This is a genomic window from Allosalinactinospora lopnorensis, from assembly GCF_000981225.1.
Lineage (GTDB): Bacteria > Actinomycetota > Actinomycetes > Streptosporangiales > Streptosporangiaceae > Allosalinactinospora > Allosalinactinospora lopnorensis.
The window spans coordinates 13,096-36,196 of record NZ_LAJC01000048.1; the positions used below are offsets into that span (position 1 = coordinate 13,096).

The window sequence follows — 23,101 nt, forward strand, 5'->3', positions numbered from 1 at the left end:
GGTTACTCCTTGATGAGCGCCGATATGAATTCGGCGGATGCTTCTCCATCCAGGGATATCTTCCGCAACCAATCGTATCTTTTCAGGATTGGCGCGGTATCGGGCGGTTCGATGTACAAGGCCCCCTTCAATGTCTCGACGTAGGCGACCTCCGGGTACGGCTCTTCCATTCCGAAGACATTGAACGAGCCCATCGGGCTCGCGTGCGCGCCGGCTGAGAACGGCAGGACGCGAAGCTCGACACAGGGGCGCTCCGCAGCCGCGAGCAGGTGACGAAGTTGGGCGGCCATGACCCGGCTGGCACCGACCTGGCGCCTGAGCACCGCCTCATCGAGCACCGAAGTGATCCGCGGCGGGTCGGTGCGATCGAGCAACGACTGCCGTTTCATGCGGAGTTCGATCCAGCGGTCAATTTGCCCTTTCGTTGCCGACGGGTCGTCGGCCAGCATCACCGCACGCGCGTATGGCTCGGTCTGGAGCAGGCCGGGGAGGACAGTGTTGTCGAAGAGGCGGTGTTCGACGGCTTGCTCCTCAAGCCAGACGAAGTCCACGAACGCGTCAGTGACGTCTCCGGCGAACCCGTCCCACCAGCCGGTCTGCCATACGCTTTCGCTCAGCTTCAGCAGGCCGCGCCGCTCCCCCTCGTCGTTGACGCCGTACAGGTCGAGCAGGGCGAGGACATCCGGGCGGCGGATCGGGTAATGCCCCGTCTCGAACCGGCTGATGGTGCCGTTCGTCCGCTGCATGAACTCGGCGACGTACTCAAGGGTGAACCCGTTGCCCTCCCGCAGCTCGCGGAGGCGCTTGCCGAGCCAGCGCCCGCATAGTGTCACCCGCTTGGGCCGGCTGGCCGGCGGCATGTGGCCTCCTCGAAGGTTATCCAGATTCTGATTAGACAGAGTTGTGCTATCGGATTCTGGGTGGCAGCATAGCAGAAGGTGAGATGGCCATCACGGAAAATTCCGGCATTGCGACCGGTTCGGTACGGCTGTCGCGCCCGGTAAACGCAGGCGGCCCGGACGGGGGCCTAGCAACCACTACCGTCCGGGCCTGGAACCGAGAGGGTCCCCTATGGAAGACTGCACACCCGGCTCAACCTCTGTCTACCACGGCGGCGCCTCCCCCGGCGCCGCCCGTCCACTGCGGGCGTTCTTCGTCGACGTCTACGACGAGGACACCGACAGCCTGGAGCACGCCTACTACGGCGTCGCGCGGGAGGACGGCGACGGGCTGGCCCGCACCATGACCGGCACCGGTATCCACACCCTCCACGACGTCGAGTCCTTCGCCGAGCGCATCGGCGGCGAGATCGTCTGGGTCTAAAAGACCGGGCCGGAACGCACGTGTGGCCGCGCCCCGGAGCAGGGCGCGGCCACACGTGGTGTTGACGGGAGGTTGGGGCGATCTTGACGTCAGCGGGGTCTCGTCCGCGATCGTGACCCCGTTATCGCCGAGATCGGCACCCGAGGGCGATCAGGCGCCGACGGCGGACTTCAGCGCCGCAGCCTTGTCGGTCTTCTCCCAGGTGAAGTCGGCCACATCGCGGCCGAAGTGGCCGTAGGCGGCGGTCTGGGAGTAGATCGGACGCAGCAGGTTGAGGTCGCGCACGATCGCGGCCGGGCGGAGGTCGAAGACCTCCTTGACGGCCTTCTCGATGACGTCCGGGGCGACCTGCTCGGTGCCGAAGGTCTCGATGAACACGCCGACCGGGTGGGCCTTGCCGATCGCGTAGGCGACCTGCACCTCGGCGCGGTCGGCCAGGCCAGCGGCCACGATGTTCTTGGCGACCCAGCGGGTGGCGTAGGCGGCGGAGCGGTCGACCTTGGACGGGTCCTTGCCGGAGAAGGCGCCGCCGCCGTGGCGGGCGTAGCCGCCGTAGGTGTCGACGATGATCTTGCGGCCGGTCAGCCCGCAGTCACCCATGGGCCCGCCGATCTCGAAGCGGCCGGTGGGGTTGACCAGGAGCCGGTAGTCGTCGTATTCGAGCCCGTAGTCCGCCACGATCGGAGCGATCACGTGCTCCTTGACGTCCGGCGCGAGCAGCTCGTCCAAGTTGATGTCGGGGGCGTGCTGACTGGAGAGGACCACCGTGTCGAGGCGGACCGGGTTCTGGCCGTCGTACTCGACCGTGACCTGCGTCTTGCCGTCGGGGCGCAGGTAGGGGACGGTGCCATCGTGCCGGACAGCGGACAGGCGCTGGGAGAGCGCGTGGGCGAGCTTGATCGGCAGCGGCATGAGCTCGGGGGTCTCACGGTTCGCGTAGCCGAACATCAGGCCCTGGTCGCCCGCGCCCTGGCGGTTCAGCTTGTCTTCCTCGTTCTCGACACGAGCCTCGTAGGCGGTGTCGACGCCCTGGGCGATGTCGGGGGACTGCGCGTCGATGGAGACGGAGACACCGCAGGACTCTCCGTCGAACCCCTTGGCGGAGGAGTCGTAACCGATCTCCAGAATCTTCTTCCGGACGATGTCGGGGATGTCGACGTAGGTCTGGGTGGTGACCTCACCGGCGACATGTACCTGCCCGGTGGTGATCATGGTCTCGACGGCGACCCGGCTGGCCGGGTCGTCCTTGATCATCGCGTCGAGGATCGCGTCACTGATCTGGTCGGCCATCTTGTCGGGGTGACCTTCGGTGACCGACTCGGAGGTGAAAAGGCGACGGGACACGTTGAGTGACTCCTTGCAGCGGCTGCTGGCTGACAGTTGTCGGCTCGGCTCGGCATCCGCCGGAAGTGTGGGGTCACCACCGGCGAATACCAACCGACGCGGTTGGTTTCTCGGTCTACTGTAGTGGGACGTCATCTCGGACATCAGGGGCAGGGGGTGGGTAGTGCCGTTCGGGGCCACCCCACCGGCGATCATCCCGGCGCCCTGAGAGGACAGATTCCCTCCTCAGACGCCCGTAACGGTTGTGTGGCGTACGTCACAGCAGAAAATCCGAAGCCCGCCGGATCACCGCGTTGCGCTGGGACTTTCCGTAGCGCAGAGCGAAACGGATCGCCCTGCACGCAACAGTCGCAGGCCGCTCAGCCGAGCGCGAGACGCTCCCCGACGAGGTCCCACACCCGGTCAGCGAGATCCTCCTTCGGGCCGTGCGGGATCTCCACGGCCGAGCCGTCGGCACCGAGCGCGACCGCCTGGTTGTCCTCGGTGCCGAACGCGCGCCCTTCGCCGACCTGGTTCACGACGAGGAGGTCGCACGCCTTGCGGGCGAGCTTGGCCCGCCCGTTTTCCAGTACGCGGTCGGTCTCGGCCGCGAATCCCACGATCACCTGCTCGCCCAGGCTGTCGCGTGCGCGCTCGTGCGTGAGTTCGGCGAGGATGTCGGGGTTCTCCGCCAGTTCGATGGGCGCGGGCAGGTCCCCGTCCTTCTTGATCTTGCTTCCGGTGCTGGTGGCAGGCCGGAAGTCGGCGACCGCCGCCGCCATGACGACCACGTCGGCCTTGGCGCGTTCAGCCAGCACGGCCTCGCGCATCTCGCGCGCGGAGCCGACCCGGCGCACCTCCACTCCGGCGGGATCGGGCAGGGACACGTTCGCCGAGACGAGCACCACCTCGGCCCCGCGGGCGGCCGCGGTCGCCGCCAGCGCGTAGCCCTGCCGGCCCGAGGACCGGTTGCCGATATAGCGGACCGGGTCGATGGCCTCGCGGGTGCCTCCGGCGGTCACCAGCACGCGGCGCCCCGCCAGGTCGGCTCCGCCGTCACCGCGCCGGAGCACCCGCCGCGCGACCGCGAACAGCTCCTCGGGATCGGGAAGCCGGCCCCGCCCGGTGTCGGCGCCGGTCAGCCGCCCGACCGCGGGCTCCAGCACGATCGCGCCGCGCGCCCGCAGCGTCTCGACGCTGGCCCGGGTCGCCGGGTGCTCCCACATCTCGGTGTGCATCGCGGGGGCGAACACCACTGGGCACCGCGCGGTGAGCAGCGTATTGGTGAGAAGATCGTCGGCCAGCCCGTGGGCGGCCTTGGCCAGTAGGTCGGCGGTCGCCGGCGCCACGAACACCAGGTCGGCGCCCTGGCCGATGCGCACGTGCGGGACCTCGTGCACCGCGTCCCACACGCCGGTGGCCACCGGCCGCCCGGACAGCGCCGCCCACGTAGGCTCGCCCACGAAGCGCAGTGCGTCGGCGGTCGGGACGACCCGGACACGGTGCCCGGACTCGGTGAAGTGGCGCAGCAGCTCGCAGGCCTTGTACGCGGCGATTCCCGCGCTCACCCCGAGGACGACTTCAGGTGCGTCTTCTCTGTTCACAGCCACGGAAGTCCATCCTCGCGCCCGCGGGGTCTACTGAACGGTACCTGCATGGGTGCACTTCATATTTTCCACCGACGGCCCGGAAGAGCCCTGAGCGCCCCTCAGGAGCCCTCGTAGGGCTCGGCCGTCAGCAGCCCGGCCTTGATCTCGCGCAGCGCGATGGACAGCGCCTTCTCCTGGACCTGGGTCTCGACCAGCGGCCCGACGTACTCGAGCAGCCCCTCGCCCAGCTGGGCGTAGTAGGCGTTGATCTGCCTGGCGCGCTTGGACGACATGGTGACCAGGCTGTACTTGCTGTCGACGCACTCAAGGAGGTCGTCGATCGGCGGGTTGGTGATGCCTTCGGCGACGGGCTCGGTGCCTGCCACGTTGCGTACCCCTAGACGGTCGTGGCCCCGGAGCGGGACCGTGGAAATCTCTGGAAAACTGGCCGTGCCAGTATCACACCTGCGGTGCCAGGATCAACGCTAGCAGCTCATCACAGACATCACGCACGGAAGTGTTGGTGAGGGCGGCGTCGAACTCCTTCTCGGCGGCGAGCTCGACACGGGCGGTGTCCAGCCGACGCTGGACCACCTCCGGTTCCTCCGTTCCGCGCCCGGTGAGCCTGTGCACCAGTTCCTCCCAGGAGGGAGGGGCCAGGAACACGTGGAACGACCCCGGCATGCTCGCCCGCACCTGCCGGGCGCCCTGCAGATCGATCTCCAGGAGCACCGGCGTCCCCGCCCGCAGGCGCTCCTCGACCGGGCGCCGCGGAGTCCCGTAGCGGTTGCCCGCGAACGCGGCCCACTCCAGGAGCTCCCCCTCGGCGATCATCCGGTCGAACTCGGCGTCGTCGGCGAAGTGGTACTCGACACCGTTGGTCTCGCCGGGCCGGGGGGGACGCGTGGTCACCGAGACCGACAGCCACACCTCGGGGTGGCACCGCCGAAGCTCTTTGACCACCGTACTCTTGCCCACGCCGGAGGGCCCGGACAGCACGGTGAGCCGTGTGGGGCGCGGGTGGGCGTCACTTCCGGGCGCAACTGGCACTGACGATCAGACTCTCGACGAACCCCGCGGACGCGGGTGGGCGGACGCTCCCGGATTCCAGGACGGGCGGTGCGACAGAGACTCCGCCACGTGTAAGCACCGGGATTGGTCTTTTATACCACTGTGCCGCGGTGCGACCGCCGGGTTCGCCCCCAGGTGGGGGCGAACCCGGCCGGCGCCGCACCGCGGCACGAACCGTGTCCGTCGCGGACCCTCCGCTAACCCTGTCGGTGGAGGGCCGGTACGGGGTGCGCGGTCCCGGATGGGAGACCGCGCCGGCGCCCGGTGGCTACTCGACGCCACCGAATTCGCGCTCGAGCGCCGAGCGCTGGTTGGCGCCAAGGCCGCGGACGCGCCGCGACTCGGCGATGTTCAGACGCTCCATGATCTGCTTGGCGCGGACCTTGCCGACGCCCGGGAGCGATTCGAGCAGAGCGGAGACCTTCATCTTGCCGATGACGTCATCGGTCTGTCCGTCGGAAAGAACCTCGGACAGCGATACTCCACCGTGCTTGAGTCGGTTCTTGACTTCCGCGCGCTCCTTTCTGGCCTTCGCGGCTTTCTCCAGAGCCGCGGCGCGCTGTTCTGGTGTGAGGGGAGGAAGGGCCACGCCGGGTCACCTCGGTTTTCTCTCGTTTGTAGAGGGCGGACGCCTGCGCAAGTTAGTAGGTTCCGACCCTGTTCGGCAACGCAAAGTGGCTTTTCAAGCGCTATTTCATCCAATTAATTACGCTACGCCACAATCTGATTGCGTAGAGATGCTAAAACCAGGACTTCCGGCCTGGTCGGAGGCACTCTTGCAGGTCCCATGCCCCACCCCACCCGAAGGTGACACACCTCATGGCGGCCACTTTCGGCCGAATTTCGGACACACACTTATGGGTCGCCTTTCATAACCGGTAATGGCCACTTAGGGACGTGGCGGCTCCGCCGGAGCATCCCGGGCGGGGACCGGAGACCGCCGACTAAGCCGAAGCGGTCTCCGCGCGGCGCAGCGCGGCCGCGATCGAGGCCGCGGCAGCGCCCGGGTCCGGCGCACGGGTGATGGGGCGGCCGATCACCAGGAGGTCGGCCCCCGCGGCGAGCGCCTCCTCCGGGGTAGCCACCCGGGCCTGGTCGCCCTTGTCCGTTCCGGCCGGCCGCACTCCGGGCGTGATCAGCGTGATGTCCGGGCCGACCTCAGCACGCAGTGACGCCACCTCCTGCGGCGAGCAGACCAGCGCCTGCGCCCCGGCCTCCACCGCGAGCACGGCGAGTCGCCGCGCGGCGTCGGGTGCCGGCCCACGCAGGCCCACCTCTTCGAGCGCGGCGTCGTCCAACGACGTCAGGACCGTGACCGCGGCGATCTTGGTCTCCGGGGCGGCCTCCACCGCCGCCGCGATCATCTTCCGGCCGCCCGTGGCGTGCACGGTCAGGAAGGACGGTTTCAGCCGGGCCACGTTGCGCGTGGCCCGTGCGACGGTGTCCGGGATGTCGAGCATCTTCAGGTCGAGGAAGACCGACACCTTGTTGGCGCCCCGGACGGTGGTGACCACCTCGGGGCCGTAGCGCAGGTAGAGCTCCAGCCCGACCTTGACCGTGCTGACATGCGGAGCGACCGCCGATGCCCACCGGGCTGCGGTCTCGATCTCGGGTACGTCAATGGCGACGGCGATGGGCGCGGCCACAATCGTCCTCCTTACGGGTGTCACGGATGAGCAGGGCGGTGCGGGCCGCCGTGGGATCCCTGCGGCTCCCGCCGATGAACAGCATTGACACGCTGCCACGTGCGGTTCCCCGGTGCGACCGGTTCATGCGCACGAAGGGGGTGTGATGTGTGCGGCGCCCAGACGGCCGTAGCCGCGTGTTCCGCCGCCGACGACCTCCCGGGGGTGCCCGGCCTGGTGTTCCGGCCGCAGCGGCCACTGGAGCGCCTCTGTCTCCTATCCTCCCAGAGCGGCCCCGATCGGGCGATGGGCCGCTCCTACGAGTTCGCCCACCCGGGCGACTCCCCGGCCTTCCACGGCCTCCTCGAACTCGCGCAGGATACGCGCGCAGGCGGAGGGGTCCGCGAAGTTCACGGTGCCCACGGCCACCGACGAGGCCCCTGCCGCGATGAATTCCAGGACATCGGTCCCGGTGCGCACCCCGCCCATGCCGATGATGGGGACCTCCGGCAGCGCGGCGTGCACCCGGTGGACGCAGCCGACCGCGATCGGACGGATCGCCGGCCCCGAGACACCGCCCATCCCTCCGGCGACGGCGGGCCGCAGGGTCACGGGGTCGATGGCCATGCCGCGCACGGCGTTGATCATGGACAGGCCGTCGGCGCGCGCCTCGACGCACGCGGTGGCCAGCCCGACCAGGTCGGGAACGTCCGGGGCCAGCTTCGCGAACACCGGGATGTCGGAACGGGCGTGCGAACGCACCGCGTGCACCACGCGGGCCGCCTCGGCCGGCTCGTCCGTGAAGTCCCGGCCCTGGCTCGCCGGGTTCGGGCAGGACAGGTTGACCTCGATCATCCCGACTCCGGATGCCTCGGAAAGCCTCCTGGCCAGCTCGGCGTACTCCGAGGCGCTGCCTCCGGCGATGGAGACCACCGTGTGGCCGCCCCGGGAGAGCAGCCAGGGCAGGTCACGCTGCAGGAAGACGTCGACCCCGGGCCCCTGCAGGCCGATGGCGCTGAGCATGCCGCTGGGCGTCTCGGCCATGCGCGGGGCCGGCCGGCCCGCGCGCGGCTCCAGCATCACCGACTTCGTCACGATCGCCCCGATCCGGGCGAGGTCGACGAAGCGCGCGAGCTCGCGACCGGTTCCCGCGCATCCCGCCGCCGTCATGATGGGGTTGACCAGCTCCACCTGACTCAGCCGGACCCGCAGATCGGGGCTCATCTTCCGGGGCACCTTCCATCGTCACGTGACCGATTCGCGTTTCGCGCTCCATGATCTCGCGGAACGCGCGGACCGGGCGCACCCGGACAGCGTCAGCCGGCCTCCCGGTCGGCCGCCCGGTCCCCGTCTCCCTGCGCCTTCCAGCCGGGGGCGCCCAGGGCGTCGAACGGGATCGTGCCCACGTCGTCGAAGCGGACCTGCTCCCCCCGGAACACCGGGCCGTCGACGCAGGACCGCACCATACGGGTGATGCCGTCCTCCCCCACGATCGGGATCACACAGGTCATGCAGATCCCGGTGCCGCACGCCATGGTCTCTTCCACCGACACCTGGGTGGGAATGCCGTGCTGGTCCGCCACGGCGGTGGCCGCGCGCAGCATCGCCATGGGACCGCACGCGTAGACGACGTCGGAGCGGGCCTCCTCGATGACCTGCCCGAGTGGGTCGGTCACCCGGCCGCGCACGCCGAAGGAGCCGTCATCGGTGGTGAAGGTGGCCGTCTCGGCGACCCTGCGGGCGGTGATGGCGCTGCATACGCGGTCGGCCGAGGCCGCACCGAGCACGAAGTCCACCCGGCACCCCCGGCGGCGCAGCGAGTGCGCCAGCGGGAACAAGGGGGCGCACCCGGACCCTCCGCCCACCAGGACGCAGTTCACCGGGTCCCGGGGGAGCGGGAAGGGGCGGCCCAGTGGACCCACGACGTCGAGCAGGTCCCGGGAGCGGCGCTCGGCCAGCCATGCGGTGCCCGCGCCGCGCACCGCGAAGAGGAACTCCACCGTGCCGCCGTAGTCCGGCTTGACATCGTGGATCGCGAAGGGGCGCCGCAGCAGCATGCCCGAGTGCTCACCGCCGACCGCCACCGCCACGAACTGCCCGGAGCGGAACCGTTCGGCGATCCCTGGTGCCACGACCGTAATGGCGTAGTAGCGTCCACCCGTCGAACGGTCAGCACGGGGCTCCGCATTTGCACCGGTCCGAAATCGCTCACCTGTGGGCCCCTTTTTCTCGACGGGGACGCCGCGCAGCGCCGCCGTGCGGTGCGCAGCGTCCCCGTTCAGCCTTCGCCGCCGCGCAGCGCCTCTGCGTGCTCCTGGAGGGAGCGCACACCGATGTCGCCGCGTACCAGCGCCTCGATGCCCTGCACGGCCGCGGCCAGCCCCTGCACCGTCGTGACGCTCGGCACGCTGCGCACGACCGCGGCGGTGCGGATCTCGTAGCCGTCCAGCCGCGGCCCGGACTGGCCCGCGCTGCCGAACGGGGTGTTCACGATAAGGTCCACCTCGCCGTCGTGGATGAGTTGCACGATAGTGGGTTCGCCGTCCGGACCGGGACCTTCGCTCTGCTTGCGGACGACCCGCGCCGGGACTCCGTTGCGCCGGAGCACCCACGCCGTCCCCTCGGTCGCCAGGATCTCGAATCCCAGGTCGGCCAGCCGCTTGACCGGGAAGACCATCGTCCGCTTGTCGCGGTTGGCGACCGAGACGAAGACCGCGCCCGACGTCGGCAGCGACCCGAACGCCGCCTGCTGCGACTTGGCGTACGCCGCGCCGAAGTCAGCGTCCAGGCCCATGACCTCGCCCGTGGAGCGCATCTCCGGGCCGAGCACGGTGTCGACGCCCTCCCCCTGCCGGTCGATGAACCGGTTGAAGGGCAGCACCGCCTCCTTCACCGAGATCGGGGCGTCCATGGGCAGGGTCCCGCCGTCGCCCTCGGCCGGTAGCAGGCCCTCGCGGCGCAGGTCGGCGATGGAGGAGCCGAGCATCACCCGGGCGGCCGCCTTGGCCAGCGGGACCGCGCTGGCCTTGGAGACGAACGGCACCGTGCGCGAGGCCCGCGGATTGGCCTCCAGCACGTACAGCACCCCCGAGGCGAGCGCGTACTGCACGTTGAGCAGCCCGCGCACGCCGCAGCCGCGGGCGATGCCCTCGGTGGAGTAGCGGATCCGCTCGAAATCCTCGTTGCCCAGCGTCACCGCGGGGAGCGCGCACGCGGAGTCGCCGGAGTGGATCCCGGCCTCCTCGATGTGCTCCATGATGCCGCCCAGATAGAGCTCGTGCCCGTCGTAGAGCGCATCGACGTCGATCTCGATGGCGTCGTCCAGGAAACGGTCGATCAGCACCGGGTACTCCGGACTGACCTCCGCGTTGCGCGCGATGTAATCGCGCAGCATGGTCTCGTTGTAGACGATCTCCATCCCGCGCCCGCCCAGCACGTAGGACGGGCGGACCATGACCGGGTAGCCGATCTCGTCGGCGACCTTCCTGGCCCCGTCGAACGAGTGCGCCGTGCCGTGCTTGGGTGCGGGCAGCCCGGCGTCGGCGAGCACCCTGCCGAACTCGCCGCGGTCCTCGGCGAGGTCGATGGACTCGGGGCTGGTGCCGACGATGGGGACGCCGGCGGCTTTGAGCTCGCGCGCCAGCCCCAGCGGGGTCTGCCCTCCCAGCTGCACGACCACCCCGACGACCTCGCCGGTGAGCTGCTCGGCCCGCACGACCTCCAGCACGTCCTCCAGGGTGAGCGGCTCGAAGTACAGCCGGTCGCTGGTGTCGTAGTCGGTCGAGACGGTCTCGGGGTTGCAGTTCACCATGACCGTCTCGTAGCCCGCCTCGGACAGCGCGAAGCAGGCGTGCACGCAGCTGTAGTCGAACTCCACGCCCTGCCCGATGCGGTTCGGGCCGGAGCCGAGGATGATCACCTTGGGCCTGGCGCCCTCGGGGACCTCGGTCTCCTCGTCGTAGCTGGAGTAGAGGTAGGGCGTCTGGGCGGCGAACTCCGCGGCGCACGTGTCGACGGTCAGATAGACCGGGTGGATGCCGAGCGCGTACCGCAGCTCCCGGACGACCTCGGCGGACTTGCCGACGATCTCGCCGATCTGGGTGTCGGAGAAGCCCAGCCGCTTGGCCGAGCGCAGTAGTTCCGCCCCGAGCTTCGGGGCGGCCGCGATCTCGCGCGCGGTCTCCTCCATCAGCAGCAGCTGGTCGAGGAACCACGGGTCGATCCTGGTGGCGGCGTGCAGTTCGGCCACGGTCGCGCCGGCCCGAAGCGCCTGCTGAACCTGGCGCAACCGGTACTCGGTGGGAGTGGCGACACTGCGCAGCAGCTCGTCCTTGTCCCCGGGCCCGCCCGCCCAGGTGAAGCCGACCCCCCTCTTCTCCAGCGAGCGCATCGCCTTCTGCAGCGCCTCGGAGAAGGACCGGCCGATCGCCATGGCCTCCCCGACCGACTTCATGGTGGTGGTCAGGCCCGGGTCGGCGCCGGGGAACTTCTCAAAGGCGAACCGCGGCACCTTGACAACGACGTAGTCGAGGGTCGGCTCGAAGCTGGCCGGCGTCTCGGCGGTGATGTCGTTGGGGATCTCGTCGAGGGTGTAGCCGACGGCGAGTTTCGCCGCGATCTTGGCGATCGGGAACCCGGTGGCCTTCGACGCCAGGGCGGAGGAGCGCGAGACGCGCGGGTTCATCTCGATGACGATGACCCGCCCGTTCTCGGGGTGCACGGCGAACTGGATGTTGCATCCGCCGGTGTCCACGCCGACCTCGCGGATGACCGCGATGCCGATGTCGCGCATCCGCTGGTACTCGCGGTCGGTGAGCGTCATGGCCGGGGCGACCGTCACCGAGTCCCCGGTGTGCACGCCCATGGGATCGAAGTTCTCGATAGAGCAGACGACGACCACGTTGTCGTTGCCGTCGCGCATCAACTCCAGCTCGTACTCCTTCCAGCCGAGGATGGACTCCTCCAGGAGCACTTCGTGGGTCGGGGAGAGCGCCAGCCCCTGACCCGCGATGCGGCGCAGGTCGGCTTCGTTGTGGGCGAACCCGGAACCGGACCCGCCCATGGTGAACGACGGCCGCACGACGACCGGGTAGGCCAACTCCTCGGCGGCGTCCAGGCATTCCTGGAGCGAGTGGCAGATGCGCGAACGGGCCGATTCGCCGCCGATACGCTCGACGACGTCCTTGAACGTCTCGCGGTCCTCGCCGGCCTGGATGGCGTCGATGTTGGCGCCGATCAGTTCGACGTTGTACTTGTCGAGCACCCCGGCCTCGTGCAGGGCGACGGCGGCGTTGAGTGCGGTCTGCCCGCCCAGGGTCGGCAGCAGGGCGTCGGGACGCTCCTTGGCGATGATCTTCTCGATCATCTCGGGCGTGATGGGTTCGACGTACGTGGCGTCCGCGAACTCCGGGTCGGTCATGATCGTGGCCGGGTTGGAGTTCACCAGGATCACACGGAGCCCCTCGTCCTTGAGGACCCGGCAGGCCTGGGTCCCCGAGTAGTCGAACTCGCACGCCTGGCCGATGACGATCGGCCCGGAGCCGATCACGAGAACGGAAGACAGGTCACTACGGCGCGGCATCGTTGTCCTTCTACGACTTGGCGGGCTGTGCGTGCTGGATGGACATCAGGTCGCAGAACGCGTCGAACAGCTCGGCGGCATCGTGCGGTCCCGCGGCGGCTTCGGGGTGGTACTGGACGCTGAAGGCGGGGCGGTCCAGCAGCCGCAGCCCTTCCACGACGTCGTCGTTGAGGCCGATGTGGCTGACCTCGGCGCGCCCGTAGGGCGTGTCGAAGGGGCCGTCGGTGGGGGCGTCAACGGCGAAACCGTGGTTCTGGCTGGTGATGTGGACGCGCCCGGTGTGCACGTCGCGCACCGGCTGGTTCACACCGCGGTGGCCGAACCGCAGCTTGTACGTCCCCAGTTCCAGGGCGCGGCCGAGGATCTGGTTGCCGAAGCAGATCCCGAACAGCGGGGTCCCGGTGTCCAGGATCTCGCGCATCACGGCGACGGGACCGTCCATGGCCGCCGGATCGCCGGGGCCGTTGCTGAAGAACACGCCGTCGGGCTCCGTCGCGAGGATCTCCTCGGCGCCGGTGCCGGCGGGCAGCACCGTGACCTCGCATCCCCGCTCGGCCAGCCGCTGCGGTGTCATGGCCTTGATGCCCAGGTCGATCGCGGCGACCCGGAACCGCGTGGGCACGCCCTCGGGCGGGTGGAGGGTGTAGGGCTCCTCGGTGGTGACCTCATCGGCCAGGTCGGCTCCGCTCATCCGCGGGCTGGCCAGCACGCGCTCACGCAGCCGCTCCGGGTCGGTCTCCTCGGTGCTGATGGCCGCGCGCATGGCGCCGCGGTCGCGCAGGTGCCGGGTGAGCGCGCGGGTTCCGGGCATGGCGACGCCGACCACCCCCTGCCGGACCAGTTCCTCTTCGAGCGTGCGCTGAGCCCGCCAGTTGGACGGGATGCGGGCGGGTTCGCGCACCACGTACCCGGCGACCCAGATCCGTCCGGACTCGGGGTCGTCGTCGTTGACCCCGGTGTTGCCGATGTGAGGGGCGGTCATCGCCACGATCTGGCGGTGGTACGAGGGGTCGGTGAGCGTCTCCTGGTAGCCGGTCATGCCCGTGTTGAACACGATCTCGCCGAAGGTCTCCCCCCGGGCACCGAAGGAGCGGCCGTGGAACACCCGGCCGTCCTCCAGCACAAGAATCGCCGGAACCTGCATATCACTCCCGTCCGCGGCAGGCCTGCCGGAGGCAGTTGTCTGTGAACTCACTGGATCTTCCCGTCGAGGACTGTTGGTCTACCGCGCAGCAGCGTCGCGATCACCCGACCGGGCACACGCATCCCCCGGTAGGGGGTGTTTCCGCTCTTGGAGACCAGCACGGCCGGATCGACCTCCCGGTCCGTGTCCGTGTCGTACAGCGTAATGTTGGCCGGCTCCCCCACCGCGATCGGACGGCCGTGGCCGGGCAGGCGGCCGATGCGCGCCGGTGTGGCCGACATGCGCTCGGCGACCCCGGCCCAGTCGAGCAGGCCGGTGTCGACCATCGTCCGCTGGACCACCGATAGGGCCGTCTCCAGCCCCACCATCCCCATCGCGGCGTTGGACCACTCGGTCTCCTTGGCCTCGATCGGGTGCGGCGCGTGGTCCGTGGCCACGCAGTCGATCGTGCCGTCCGCGAGGGCCTCGCGCAGCGCGTGGACGTCCTCAGCGGTGCGCAACGGCGGATTGACCTTGTAGATGGGATCGTAGCTCTCGGCGAGCTCGTCGGTGAGCAGCAGGTGGTGCGGCGTGACCTCGGCGGTGACGTCGCAGCCGCGACTCTTGGCCCAGCGCAGGATCTGCACCGACCCCTTCGTGGAGACGTGGCAGATGTGCAGCCGCGAGCCACGTGCTCGGCGAGCAGGCAGTCGCGGGCGATGACGGCCTCCTCAGCGACAGCGGGCCATCCGGCCAGGCCCAGGCGGTCGGAGACCAGGCCCTCGTTCATCTGGGCGCCTTCGGTCAGCCGCGGCTCCTGGGCGTGCTGGGCGACCACGCCGTCGAACGCCTTGACGTACTCCAGGGCCCGCCGCATAAGCAGGGCGTCGGAAACGCAGACGCCGTCGTCGGAGAAGACCCGGACCCTGGCCATGGAGTCGGCCATGGCGCCCAGTTCGGCCAACCGCTCCCCCTCCAGTCCGCGGGTGACGGCACCCACCGGCTGGACGTCGCAGTAGCCGGCGTCGCGGCCGAGTCGCCAGACCTGCTCGGCGACGCCGGCGGTGTCGGCCACGGGGTCGGTGTTCGCCATCGCGTGCACGGCGCTGTAGCCGCCCACGGCGGCGGCGCGGGCGCCCGTGGCCACGGTCTCCGCGTCCTCGCGGCCGGGCTCGCGCAAGTGGGTGTGCAGGTCGACCAGGCCGGGAAGAGCGATGAGCCCCGTCGCGTCGAGGATGTCGACCCCGGCGTCGGCGTCCGCTTCCAGCCCGGTCCCGACTGCGACGATGACGCCGTCCCGGACCAGGATGTCCACCGGGTCACCGCCGGCGACGCGGGCGCCGCGGATCAAGCGGGTCGTCGCGGCCGCGGTGCTGCTCTCGGTCATGCCTGCCCCTCCTGGTTGCCGATCCCGGATTCAGACCCGCCGAGCAGCAGGTACAGAACCGCCATGCGAACGCTGAGGCCGTTGGTCACCTGCTCGGTGACGGTGGAGCGCGGGGAGTCGGCGACCTCGGCCGAGATCTCCATACCCCGGACCATCGGGCCGGGGTGCATCACGATGGCGTCCCGCTGCATGCGGGCGAAGCGTTCGCGGTCCAGGCCGTAGCGGCGGCTGTACTCGCGCGCGGTGGGGAAGAACGCGTCCTTCATCCGCTCGGCCTGCACCCGCAGCATCATCACCACATCGCTCTTGGGCAGTACCTCGTCGAGCTCGTAGGAGACGGCGCAGGGCCAGGTGTGCACGGAAACCGGCAGCAGCGTGGGCGGGGCGACCAGGGTGACCTCGGCGCCGAGCGTGTGCAGCAGCAGGACGTTGGAGCGGGCCACCCGGCTGTGCAGGATGTCGCCGACGATGGCTACGCGCAGCCCTTCGAGGTGCCCCAAACGCTCGCGCATGGTGAACACGTCCAGCAGCGCCTGGGTGGGGTGCTCGTGGGTGCCGTCGCCGGCGTTGAGGACGGCGCCGTCCACCCAGCCGGCCAGCCGGTGGGCGGCTCCGGAGGCGCTGTGCCGGATGACCACGCCGTCGGCCCCCATGGCCTGCAGGGTGAGCGCAGTGTCCTTGAGGCTCTCTCCCTTGGAGACGCTGGACCCCTTGGCGGAGAAGTTGATGACGTCGGCCGACAAGCGTTTGGCGGCGAGCTCGAAGGACGTCCGGGTGCGGGTGGAGTCCTCGTAGAAGAGGTTCACCACGGTGCGCCCGCGCAGGGTCGGGTACTTCTTCACGGAACGCCCGCTGACCTGGGCGAGCTCTTTCGCGGTGTCCAGCACCAGGATGGCTTCGTCGCGGGAGAGGTCCCCGGCGGAGAGCAGGTGCCGCATCAGTGTTCCTCCTCCGGAGCAGGGCGGGCCTTGGCCGGGCCGACGAGCACGGCATCGCGGCTGTCGAACTCGTCGAGCAGCACCGTGACGCTCTCGCGGAGCGACGTGGGGAGGTTCTTCCCGACGTAGTCGGCTCGTATGGGCAACTGGCGGTGGCCGCGGTCGACCAGGGTGGCGAGCTGCACGGCGCGCGGCCGGCCCAGGTCGTTGAGGGCGTCGAGCGCGGCGCGGACAGTGCGGCCGGAGAAGAGGACGTCGTCGACGAGGACCACGACGCGGTCGTCGATGCCTTCGGCGGGGATGTCGGTGCGGCCGAGCGCACGTGCCGGGGCCAGGCGGAGATCGTCGCGGTACATGGTGATGTCGAGTGAGCCCCACGGGACGGAACGGTCCTCCACCCGCTCGATGCGCTCGGCGAGCCGGCGGGCCAGCGGAACGCCGCGGGTCGGTATGCCCAGCAGGGTGACGCCTTCTCCGCCCTTGGTGCGTTCCAGCACTTCATGAGCGATACGGGTCAGTGCCCGACCGATCTCGGGGCCTTCGAGGACGGCCCGTGTCCTGTCGAGGTCCGCGCGTGCGGGCGAACCTTCACCTACATCACTCTTTGCGCGTTTTTGCGCACACAAAGCGATGACCCCCTTCCCTGCCTCGCGGGACAGGCCGTTAAAGGACGTCGAACGGCCTCACGTTATCAGCGCCGCCGCGATGGTCCCGTCAGCAGGAAAGGTCAAACATTGCAAAAATATGACACTGATCACGTGATCAAACCTTGACTCCGGCCGCGAGACGGCGAAGTGTTCGGGATGCCGGTACCGGCCACTCGACCGCGGGAAACGCGGGAGCCCCTACGGCTCCGGGCTTCCCGGAGTCCAAAACACCACGAATCGTCCGCATCACCCCCAGAATGAGAGACCCCTCACTTACGCACGGTTTGGCCACTGAATAGTCGCATTTTCACCCAACGGCTTGACCTGGCGCCCCGACAGCCTTACGGTCACTGTCCGTAACCAATCTGGGTGGGACTGCTCGGGGCCTGTCCCCGCGAAACAGAGAACGATGTGGATTTCGCGGGTTTCGGGGTAACCGAACGAATGGGGTCCGCCGCCCACACCAGCCACCTTCACGGCCGGGGAGCGACGAGGAAGATGCCATCCGAATACGCGAAGTCTCTCGGTGCGCGGCTGCGCGCCATCCGCACCCAGCAGGGACTGTCCCTGCACGGGGTGGAAGAAAAGTCCCACGGGCGCTGGAAGGCCGTCGTGGTGGGCTCCTACGAGCGCGGTGACCGCGCGGTCACCGTCCAAAAGCTCGCCGAGCTCGCGGACTTCTACGGTGTGCCCATGTCGGAGCTGCTGCCCGGCGGCGCCGCACCGACTCCACTGGGCCCCACGCCCAAGCTGGTCATCGACCTGGAGCGCATGCAGCAGCTTCCCCAGGAGAAGGCCGGGCCGCTCGCCCGTTACGTGGCCACCATCCAGAGCCAGCGTGGTGACTACAACGGGCGCGTGCTCTCGATCCGCCAGGAAGACCTGCGCTCGCTCGCGGTGATCTATGACCGCTCGCCCGCTGACCTTACCGAGGAGCTCATCAACTGGGGCGTTCTCGATCCCGAGGCGCGCAGGGCAGTGGACGCTTTCTGACCGGCACCGATCCGGGCACCCGCGGCCGGTCCCTCCGTCCACGCCCCCTTGTCCCAGGGGCTCTCGAACACGCTCGACACGGGAATACCGCGCGGCCCGCGCGCCTTCACCGAGGTTCGCGCGCGCTGCTGCACACGCATGCCCCAGCACAACCAGCCACGCCCCCGGACGCGTACTTAGTCGCGGCCGGGAAAGGGGCTTCCCCTCCCCCTCCCGGCCGCTTCCCACGCCCAGGCGCCGGGGGTGACACCCGGGCGCGAGCCCAAGGAGTAGCGCACGAACCGAATTCGAACACAGGTTCGAACACGCTCCAGTAAACCGCACGGGCACGGTCCCGTCAACAACCTCTGGACGCTCGCGCGCGCTCCTCTAGGGTGAGGTTGTGGAGACCGACATCGAGCTGTGCGACCTGGCCGCACCTGCGTTCCTCCATGCGCTTCCCGCGCTGCTGGAGGTCTATGCGGCCGCGATGGACCCGCTCCGGAAGCAGATCACGGGACGTCGCACCATCATGGGGCAGCACGCCCGCAATCCGCGGTTCCATTCGGTCGTCGCCCTGGCTCCCGGTGACACGGCCGCCCTCGGATTCGCCTACGGCTTCCACGGCCAGGGCGGGCAGTGGTGGCACGACGTCGTCACGGACGAGCTCCGGGCCCGCGACCCCACTGCGGAACAGCGCTGGTTCAGCGATTCCTTCGAGATCGCCGAAATCCACGTACTGCCCGAGTGGCAGGGCCGGGGCATCGGGCGGCGGCTGCTGGAAAGGCTGACGGCGGTACGCGGGGAACGCACCGCCGTCCTGTCGACCTATACCGGCCCCACGGCCGCCCACAGTCTCTACCGTTCGTACGGCTTCACCGATGTGCTGCCGGAGTTCTACTTCCCCGGCAGCCCCCACCAGCCCTACACGATCATGGCCGCCCGGCTGCCATTGCGGGCACGCGGTCGGCGGCGATCCGCTCGTAGATCTCGCGCGTAGCCGTGGACTGGTTGAACGTGATGAAGTGGATGCCGGGCGCGCCCTCGTCGAGCAGCCGCTCGCACATCTGCTGCGCATGCTCCATGCCCATCTCGCGCAGAGCGCCGGGATCGTCCTTCACTCTGTCGAACCGCTCCTCGAGGTGCTTCGGGAACGGGGCCCCGACAGCTTCTCCGACATCTCGATCGTGGAGTACTTCACCACCGGCATGATCTCGGGGATGATCGGGACGTTCCCTCCGCCCTTGGCCGCCACGCGGTCGCGCAGCCGCAGGTAGTCGTCGGCGTCGAAGAACATCTGGGTGATCGCGTAGTCCGCTCCGGCCTGGAACTTGCGGATGAGGAACTCCACGTCCTCCTCGACGCTGGCCGAACGCGGATGCTTGAAGGGGAACGCCGCGACCCCCACCGAGAAGTCGCCGCTCTCCTTGATCAGCCGGACCAGTTCCGAGGCGTACTCCAGCCCTTCGGGGTGCTTCACCCACTCGCCCAGCGGGTCGCCGGGCGGGTCCCCGCGCAGGGCGAGCATGTTGCTCACTCCGGCGTCGGCGAACCGGCCGATGAGGTGGCGGAGTTCGGCGACGGAGTGGTTGACGGCGGTCGTGTGCGCGACCGGCAGCAGCGTGGTGTCGGTGGCCAGCCGCTCGGTGATCTCGACAGTGAGGTCCCGCGTACCGCCCCCGGCTCCGTAGGTCACGGAGACGAACGAGGGCGCCAGCGCCTCGATCTCGCGGATAACCTGCCAGAGCTTCCGCAGGCCTTCTGCCGTCTTCGGGGGGAAGAACTCGAAAGAGAATGTCGGTTCGCCAGTTTTGAGCAGTTCGCTGATGTGCCGCGGCCGCGACGCGGCGTCGTGCGCTGTCTCTGTGTGTGACGGTGACCCAAACATAGTCAACACCTTAGGCCACCTGTCCGGCCTGTTCAGGGGGCCACCCCCCATGTAAGACGCATCTGCGCCGGTCACAGCGCTAATCACGTCAAACGGGGAGCACACGGATTCGCACGGACCGGCAGATAGCCTTCACTACATGACCTCCTCGCACACCTCCCCCATCTCTTTCGTGCGCGCGCCCGTCGACGCCGAGCTCTCCCGCTTCCTCGAACGGCGCCGCGCCCAGATGCTGGAGATGGGGCCGGAGCTGGCGCCCGTGCTCAAGGCACTGGAGGCGATGCTCACCGGCGGCAAACGGCTGCGTCCCGCATTCTGCTACTGGGGATGGCGGGGAGCCGGCGGCGGGGACGTTCCCGGGATCTACACCGCTGCGGCCTCGCTGGAGTTCCTGCAGGCCTGCGCCCTCATCCACGACGACGTCATCGACAACAGCGACACCCGGCGGGGCCTTCCGGCGACGCACAGGCGATTGGCGGATCTGCACTCCCGCTCCGGGTGGAGCGGCGACTCCGACGGGTTCGGCCAAGGGGCCGCGGTGCTGATCGGCGATCTCTGCCTGGCGTGGTGCGAGGAGATGTACCAGGCGAGCGGGCTGCCCGCGGAGGCCCTCAGCGAGGGACGGCACCCGTTCGACCTGATGCGCACTGAGGTCATGGCCGGCCAGTACCTGGACCTGCTCGCACAGGTGCGCGCGGCGGAGAGCGTCGAGGAATCGCTGCGCGTCATGCACTACAAGGCCGCCAAGTACACCATCGAACGCCCGCTGCACCTAGGGGCGGCGCTGGCCGGGCGCTACGACGGCCTCGCACCGGTCTACAGCGCCTACGGCCTCCCCCTGGGCATCGCCTTCCAGCTCCGCGACGACGTCCTGGGCGTCTTCGGCGACCCGGAGCAGACCGGCAAGCCCGCGGGCGACGACCTGCGGGAGGGGAAGCGCACGCTGATCGTCGCCGAGACGCTGCACAGGGCCGGCCCTGCCGGCGCCGCGGAGTTCCGCCGCCACCTGGGCGATCCCGCCCTCACTCTGGATACGGTGGAGTGGATGCGCGGTCTCATCGCGGACAGCGGTGCGCTGGACGCGTGCGAGAGGCGCATCGACGACTACGTGGCACAGGCCACCTCGGCAGTGGAGAGTCCCCTCATCGCCGATGACGCCCGTGCCGCGCTGTCCGACCTCATCGTGGCCGCGACGGCGCGCAAGCACTGAGGCCCCACCGGCCGGGCGAACCCCCGCACCGGCGGGCATGGCGGAAACGGGAGACTCCCGCTCGGGGACCTGGCCACTTCCGGACGGCGGATGCTCCGGCCGCGGCTCATGAGCGAGTATGTCGTTGACCGCCGTGAGAAGACGGCGGCGACACGGCACAGGAGCACTGCGATGGACACTGCCCGCCCCTCCCTGCGCGCTCCCGTAGGCGGCAGCGAACGCGCGCTCGCCCCGGATCTCGCCCGCGGCTTCATGCTGCTGCTCATCGTGCTGGCGAACACCCCGTTCTACCTGTGGGGCCGCGAGCGCGGCCTGACGACCTTCCACCCCGTGGACGGCTCCGTCCCGGACCAGATCGTCCAGGCGGTCATCATCACCTGTGTGGACCTGCGGGTCTATCCCATGTTCGCCTTCCTGTTCGGCTACGGCATGGTGCAGCTGCTGCTGCGCCAGGAGGAGGCCGGGGCGCCCCGGCAAGCCGCGCTGGCCCTGCTGCGGCGGCGCAACCTGTGGCTGCTCGTCTTCGGGTTCGTGCACGCCCTGCTGCTCTGGATGGGCGACATCCTCGGCGCCTACGGCTTCGCCGGCCTCGTGCTGGGCGCGCTGTTCCTGCGGCGCAGCAACCGCGTCCTGCTCGTCTGGGCCGGGATCGGGACCTCCGTCCTCGCTATCGTGAGTGTGCTCGGCGTCGTCGGCGCCTCCATCGCGGCGGCCGCCGACGCTCCGGCGCAGACCGCCGGCGGCACCGACTTCATGGCGATGATGACAGCGAACGTCAGCGAGACCGACCCGCTCGCCGCCGCCGGCCAGCGCGCCATGCTGTGGCCGCTGATCGCCGTCTTCCAGGGAGTGCTGACGATCACCGTCCCCGTCGCGATCCTGCTCGGCTTCTGGGCGGCCCGCAACCGGATCCTGGAGGAGCCGCACCGCCATCTCCCCCTCCTGCGCCGCGTGGCTATCGGCGGGATCGCGTTCGCCTGGCTTGGCGGGCTCCCGCACGCTCTCCACCACGTGGATATCCTGCCGCTCACCGAGTCCGTGAGCTGGGTCTTCTCGACAACCCAGTCGTTCACCGGACTCCTGGGCGGTCTCGGCTACGCCGCGCTCTTCGGCCTGATCGGGTACCGCTTGCAGGGGCGCGTGCGGCACGGGCTCGCTGTCACCTCTGTCGCGGCCGTCGGCAAACGCTCGCTGTCGTGCTACCTCGCCCAGTCGGTGATCTGCGCCCCACTGCTGTCCGCGTGGGGGCTGGGGCTCGGCGCGGTGATGGGGAGCGCGCAGATGGCGGCGTTCGCCGTGGCGACCTGGCTGGTGACGGTCGCCGGCGCCTACGCGCTGGAGCGCGCCGACCGCCGCGGTCCCGCCGAAGTGCTGCTCCGCAGGCTCAGCTACCCCGGCTCGGCGACCGCCCGGGAAGGCAGCGCGACCGGTGACACGACACGCTGAAAGAGGCCCCCGTACCGGCGGATCCGCGTTCACCGCGCAGTGGTGAGTGCACCGGGCGGGTCGCAGGGCGAGAATCTTAAACCATGGGTGACGATCAGGCGATAACGCACACCATCGGCATCACCGGCGCCACCGGCGCTATCGGTGGACGGGTGGCCGCCCGGCTGGCCCGGATCGGCGCCGCGCAGCGCCTCATCGTCCGGGACATCAACCGCGCCCCCGAGCTGCCCGACGCCAGCGCCGCCATGGCCGCCATGGCCGCCTACGAGGATCCGCACGCCTTCGAACGTGCGGTGAAGGGGGCCGCCACCCTCTTCCTGGTGTCGGCGACGGAGTCCGCCGACCGGCTGCGGCAGCACATCAGCGCCATCGACGCCGCCGTCGCCGCGGGCGTGACCAGGATCGTCTACCTCTCCTTCCTCTCAGCGGCCCCCGCGGCGACGTTCACCTTCGCTCGCGACCACTTCTACACCGAGACGCACATCCGCTCCGCCGGCGTCGCCCACACGTTCCTGCGCCCGAGTTTCTATCTCGACATGCTGCCCCACTGGATCGACCGCACCGGGGTGCTCCGGGGCCCGGCGGGGAACGGGCGCGTCGCCTGGGTCTCGCGCGACGACGTCGCCGACGTGGCGGCCGCCGTGCTCACCCGGGACTCCGTCCACGACGGCCGAACCTACGACGTCACCGGCCCCGAAGCGGTGACCCTCGGCACGACCGTCGAGCGGCTGTCCGCCCTGACCGCCAAAGCCGTGCGGTACGTCCCGGAGACCTGGGAGGAGGCTCTGGAGTCGCGGCGCCCTTCCGGCGCTCCGGAGTGGGCCATCGAGGGCTGGGCCAGCTCCTACGCCGCCATCGCCAACGGCGAGATGGACGTGGTGGTCCCCACCGTCCCGGACCTGGCCGGCCATCCCGCCCAGTCCATCGAGGGCTACCTGCGCCGGCATCCCAGCACGCTGGCGCACGTGCACAATTGAC

Annotated in this window: 18 protein-coding genes and 3 pseudogenes; 6 read left to right on the forward strand and 15 right to left on the reverse strand. The window is 69.7% G+C overall.

What is annotated here, in order from left to right; all coding sequences use genetic code 11:
• Positions 1–2: 2 nt before the first annotated feature.
• On the reverse strand, positions 3–860 hold the full coding sequence (locus VS93_RS17250) for a helix-turn-helix domain-containing protein (protein WP_046470942.1): 858 nt from the start codon (positions 858–860) through the stop codon (positions 3–5).
• A gap of 211 nt (positions 861–1,071) precedes the next feature.
• Between VS93_RS17250 and VS93_RS17255 the strand changes: the two genes are divergently transcribed.
• Positions 1,072–1,323 (forward strand): hypothetical protein, encoded by a 252-nt coding sequence (locus tag VS93_RS17255; RefSeq protein ID WP_046470943.1) that lies wholly within the window; start codon positions 1,072–1,074, stop codon positions 1,321–1,323.
• 150 nt (positions 1,324–1,473) lie between these two features.
• On the opposite strand, the gene metK is transcribed toward VS93_RS17255, so the two are convergent.
• The 13 genes and pseudogenes from metK to pyrR all read right to left on the reverse strand — a co-directional run bounded on the left by metK (position 1,474) and on the right by pyrR (position 16,586).
• Positions 1,474–2,667 (reverse strand): methionine adenosyltransferase, encoded by a 1,194-nt coding sequence (gene metK, locus VS93_RS17260; RefSeq protein WP_046470944.1) that lies wholly within the window; start codon positions 2,665–2,667, stop codon positions 1,474–1,476.
• Between the two features lie 359 nt (positions 2,668–3,026).
• Positions 3,027–4,256 (reverse strand): bifunctional phosphopantothenoylcysteine decarboxylase/phosphopantothenate--cysteine ligase CoaBC, encoded by a 1,230-nt coding sequence (gene coaBC, locus VS93_RS17265; RefSeq protein ID WP_394298830.1) that lies wholly within the window; start codon positions 4,254–4,256, stop codon positions 3,027–3,029.
• A 98-nt stretch (positions 4,257–4,354) separates the two neighbouring features.
• Complete coding sequence (rpoZ, locus tag VS93_RS17270) at positions 4,355–4,621, reverse strand: DNA-directed RNA polymerase subunit omega (protein WP_046470945.1); 267 nt, start codon at positions 4,619–4,621, stop codon at positions 4,355–4,357.
• Between the two features lie 73 nt (positions 4,622–4,694).
• Positions 4,695–5,285, reverse strand: coding sequence for a guanylate kinase (gene gmk / locus VS93_RS17275; RefSeq protein WP_046470946.1), 591 nt, complete (start codon positions 5,283–5,285; stop codon positions 4,695–4,697).
• A 289-nt stretch (positions 5,286–5,574) separates the two neighbouring features.
• The gene (gene mihF / locus VS93_RS17280) at positions 5,575–5,895 is read right to left on the reverse strand and encodes an integration host factor, actinobacterial type (RefSeq protein WP_046470947.1); all 321 of its coding nucleotides are present in this window, start codon (positions 5,893–5,895) and stop codon (positions 5,575–5,577) included.
• Between the two features lie 355 nt (positions 5,896–6,250).
• Positions 6,251–6,952 carry an orotidine-5'-phosphate decarboxylase gene (gene pyrF, locus VS93_RS17285; RefSeq protein ID WP_046470948.1) on the reverse strand — a complete coding sequence of 234 codons (702 nt, stop codon included), beginning with the start codon at positions 6,950–6,952 and terminating at the stop codon, positions 6,251–6,253.
• 255 nt (positions 6,953–7,207) lie between these two features.
• A complete protein-coding gene (locus VS93_RS17290) occupies positions 7,208–8,155 on the reverse strand; it encodes a dihydroorotate dehydrogenase (RefSeq protein ID WP_046470949.1) in 948 nt (315 codons plus the stop codon).
• A gap of 92 nt (positions 8,156–8,247) precedes the next feature.
• A pseudogene (locus tag VS93_RS17295) lies at positions 8,248–9,143 on the reverse strand (dihydroorotate dehydrogenase electron transfer subunit).
• A 66-nt stretch (positions 9,144–9,209) separates the two neighbouring features.
• Positions 9,210–12,512 carry a carbamoyl-phosphate synthase large subunit gene (gene carB / locus VS93_RS17300; RefSeq protein ID WP_046470950.1) on the reverse strand — a complete coding sequence of 1,101 codons (3,303 nt, stop codon included), beginning with the start codon at positions 12,510–12,512 and terminating at the stop codon, positions 9,210–9,212.
• Between the two features lie 10 nt (positions 12,513–12,522).
• Positions 12,523–13,656 (reverse strand): glutamine-hydrolyzing carbamoyl-phosphate synthase small subunit, encoded by a 1,134-nt coding sequence (gene carA, locus VS93_RS17305; RefSeq protein ID WP_046470951.1) that lies wholly within the window; start codon positions 13,654–13,656, stop codon positions 12,523–12,525.
• 47 nt (positions 13,657–13,703) lie between these two features.
• Positions 13,704–15,022 (reverse strand): annotated as a pseudogene (locus VS93_RS17310) (dihydroorotase).
• Positions 15,019–15,960, reverse strand: a complete 942-nt coding sequence (locus tag VS93_RS17315; RefSeq protein WP_046470952.1) for an aspartate carbamoyltransferase catalytic subunit — start codon at positions 15,958–15,960, stop codon at positions 15,019–15,021. The pseudogene VS93_RS17310 and the gene VS93_RS17315 overlap by 4 nt, the downstream one beginning before the upstream one ends.
• On the reverse strand, positions 15,960–16,586 hold the full coding sequence (gene pyrR, locus VS93_RS17320; protein WP_082126966.1) for a bifunctional pyr operon transcriptional regulator/uracil phosphoribosyltransferase PyrR: 627 nt from the start codon (positions 16,584–16,586) through the stop codon (positions 15,960–15,962). The genes VS93_RS17315 and pyrR overlap by 1 nt, the downstream gene beginning before the upstream one ends.
• Positions 16,587–17,105: 519 nt before the next feature.
• On the opposite strand from pyrR, the gene bldD reads away from it, so the two are divergent.
• Both bldD and VS93_RS17330 read left to right on the forward strand, forming a co-directional pair.
• Positions 17,106–17,600 carry a transcriptional regulator BldD gene (gene bldD / locus VS93_RS17325; protein ID WP_046470953.1) on the forward strand — a complete coding sequence of 165 codons (495 nt, stop codon included), beginning with the start codon at positions 17,106–17,108 and terminating at the stop codon, positions 17,598–17,600.
• A 382-nt stretch (positions 17,601–17,982) separates the two neighbouring features.
• Positions 17,983–18,579: a GNAT family N-acetyltransferase gene (locus VS93_RS17330; RefSeq protein WP_046470954.1), complete on the forward strand. Its 597-nt coding sequence runs from the start codon at positions 17,983–17,985 to the stop codon at positions 18,577–18,579.
• Here VS93_RS17330 and metF read toward each other — a convergent pair.
• Positions 18,512–19,467: pseudogene (gene metF, locus VS93_RS17335) on the reverse strand (methylenetetrahydrofolate reductase [NAD(P)H]). The gene VS93_RS17330 and the pseudogene metF overlap by 68 nt on opposite strands.
• Before the next feature lie 139 nt (positions 19,468–19,606).
• On the opposite strand from metF, the gene VS93_RS17340 reads away from it, so the two are divergent.
• The 3 genes from VS93_RS17340 (at position 19,607) to VS93_RS17350 (ending at position 23,100) form a co-directional block, all read left to right on the forward strand.
• Positions 19,607–20,677 carry a polyprenyl synthetase family protein gene (locus VS93_RS17340; protein WP_046470955.1) on the forward strand — a complete coding sequence of 357 codons (1,071 nt, stop codon included), beginning with the start codon at positions 19,607–19,609 and terminating at the stop codon, positions 20,675–20,677.
• 171 nt (positions 20,678–20,848) lie between these two features.
• Positions 20,849–22,123 (forward strand): DUF418 domain-containing protein, encoded by a 1,275-nt coding sequence (locus VS93_RS17345; RefSeq protein ID WP_046470956.1) that lies wholly within the window; start codon positions 20,849–20,851, stop codon positions 22,121–22,123.
• 83 nt (positions 22,124–22,206) lie between these two features.
• Positions 22,207–23,100, forward strand: coding sequence for an SDR family oxidoreductase (locus VS93_RS17350; protein WP_046470957.1), 894 nt, complete (start codon positions 22,207–22,209; stop codon positions 23,098–23,100).
• Position 23,101 lies beyond the last annotated feature (1 nt).

Bases quoted from the DNA above. Each gene is read 5' to 3' on its own strand.
- VS93_RS17250 (WP_046470942.1), bottom strand. From the start codon at position 860: ATGCCGCCGGCCAGCCGGCCCAAGCGGGTGACACTATGCGGGCGCTGG.
- VS93_RS17255 (WP_046470943.1), top strand. From the start codon at position 1,072: ATGGAAGACTGCACACCCGGCTCAACCTCTGTCTACCACGGCGGCGCC.
- VS93_RS17290 (WP_046470949.1), bottom strand. From the start codon at position 8,155: ATGAGCCCCGATCTGCGGGTCCGGCTGAGTCAGGTGGAGCTGGTCAAC.
- carB (WP_046470950.1), bottom strand. From the start codon at position 12,512: ATGCCGCGCCGTAGTGACCTGTCTTCCGTTCTCGTGATCGGCTCCGGG.
- carA (WP_046470951.1), bottom strand. From the start codon at position 13,656: ATGCAGGTTCCGGCGATTCTTGTGCTGGAGGACGGCCGGGTGTTCCAC.
- VS93_RS17315 (WP_046470952.1), bottom strand. From the start codon at position 15,960: ATGCGGCACCTGCTCTCCGCCGGGGACCTCTCCCGCGACGAAGCCATC.
- bldD (WP_046470953.1), top strand. From the start codon at position 17,106: ATGCCATCCGAATACGCGAAGTCTCTCGGTGCGCGGCTGCGCGCCATC.
- VS93_RS17340 (WP_046470955.1), top strand. From the start codon at position 19,607: ATGACCTCCTCGCACACCTCCCCCATCTCTTTCGTGCGCGCGCCCGTC.
- VS93_RS17345 (WP_046470956.1), top strand. From the start codon at position 20,849: ATGGACACTGCCCGCCCCTCCCTGCGCGCTCCCGTAGGCGGCAGCGAA.
- VS93_RS17350 (WP_046470957.1), top strand. From the start codon at position 22,207: ATGGGTGACGATCAGGCGATAACGCACACCATCGGCATCACCGGCGCC.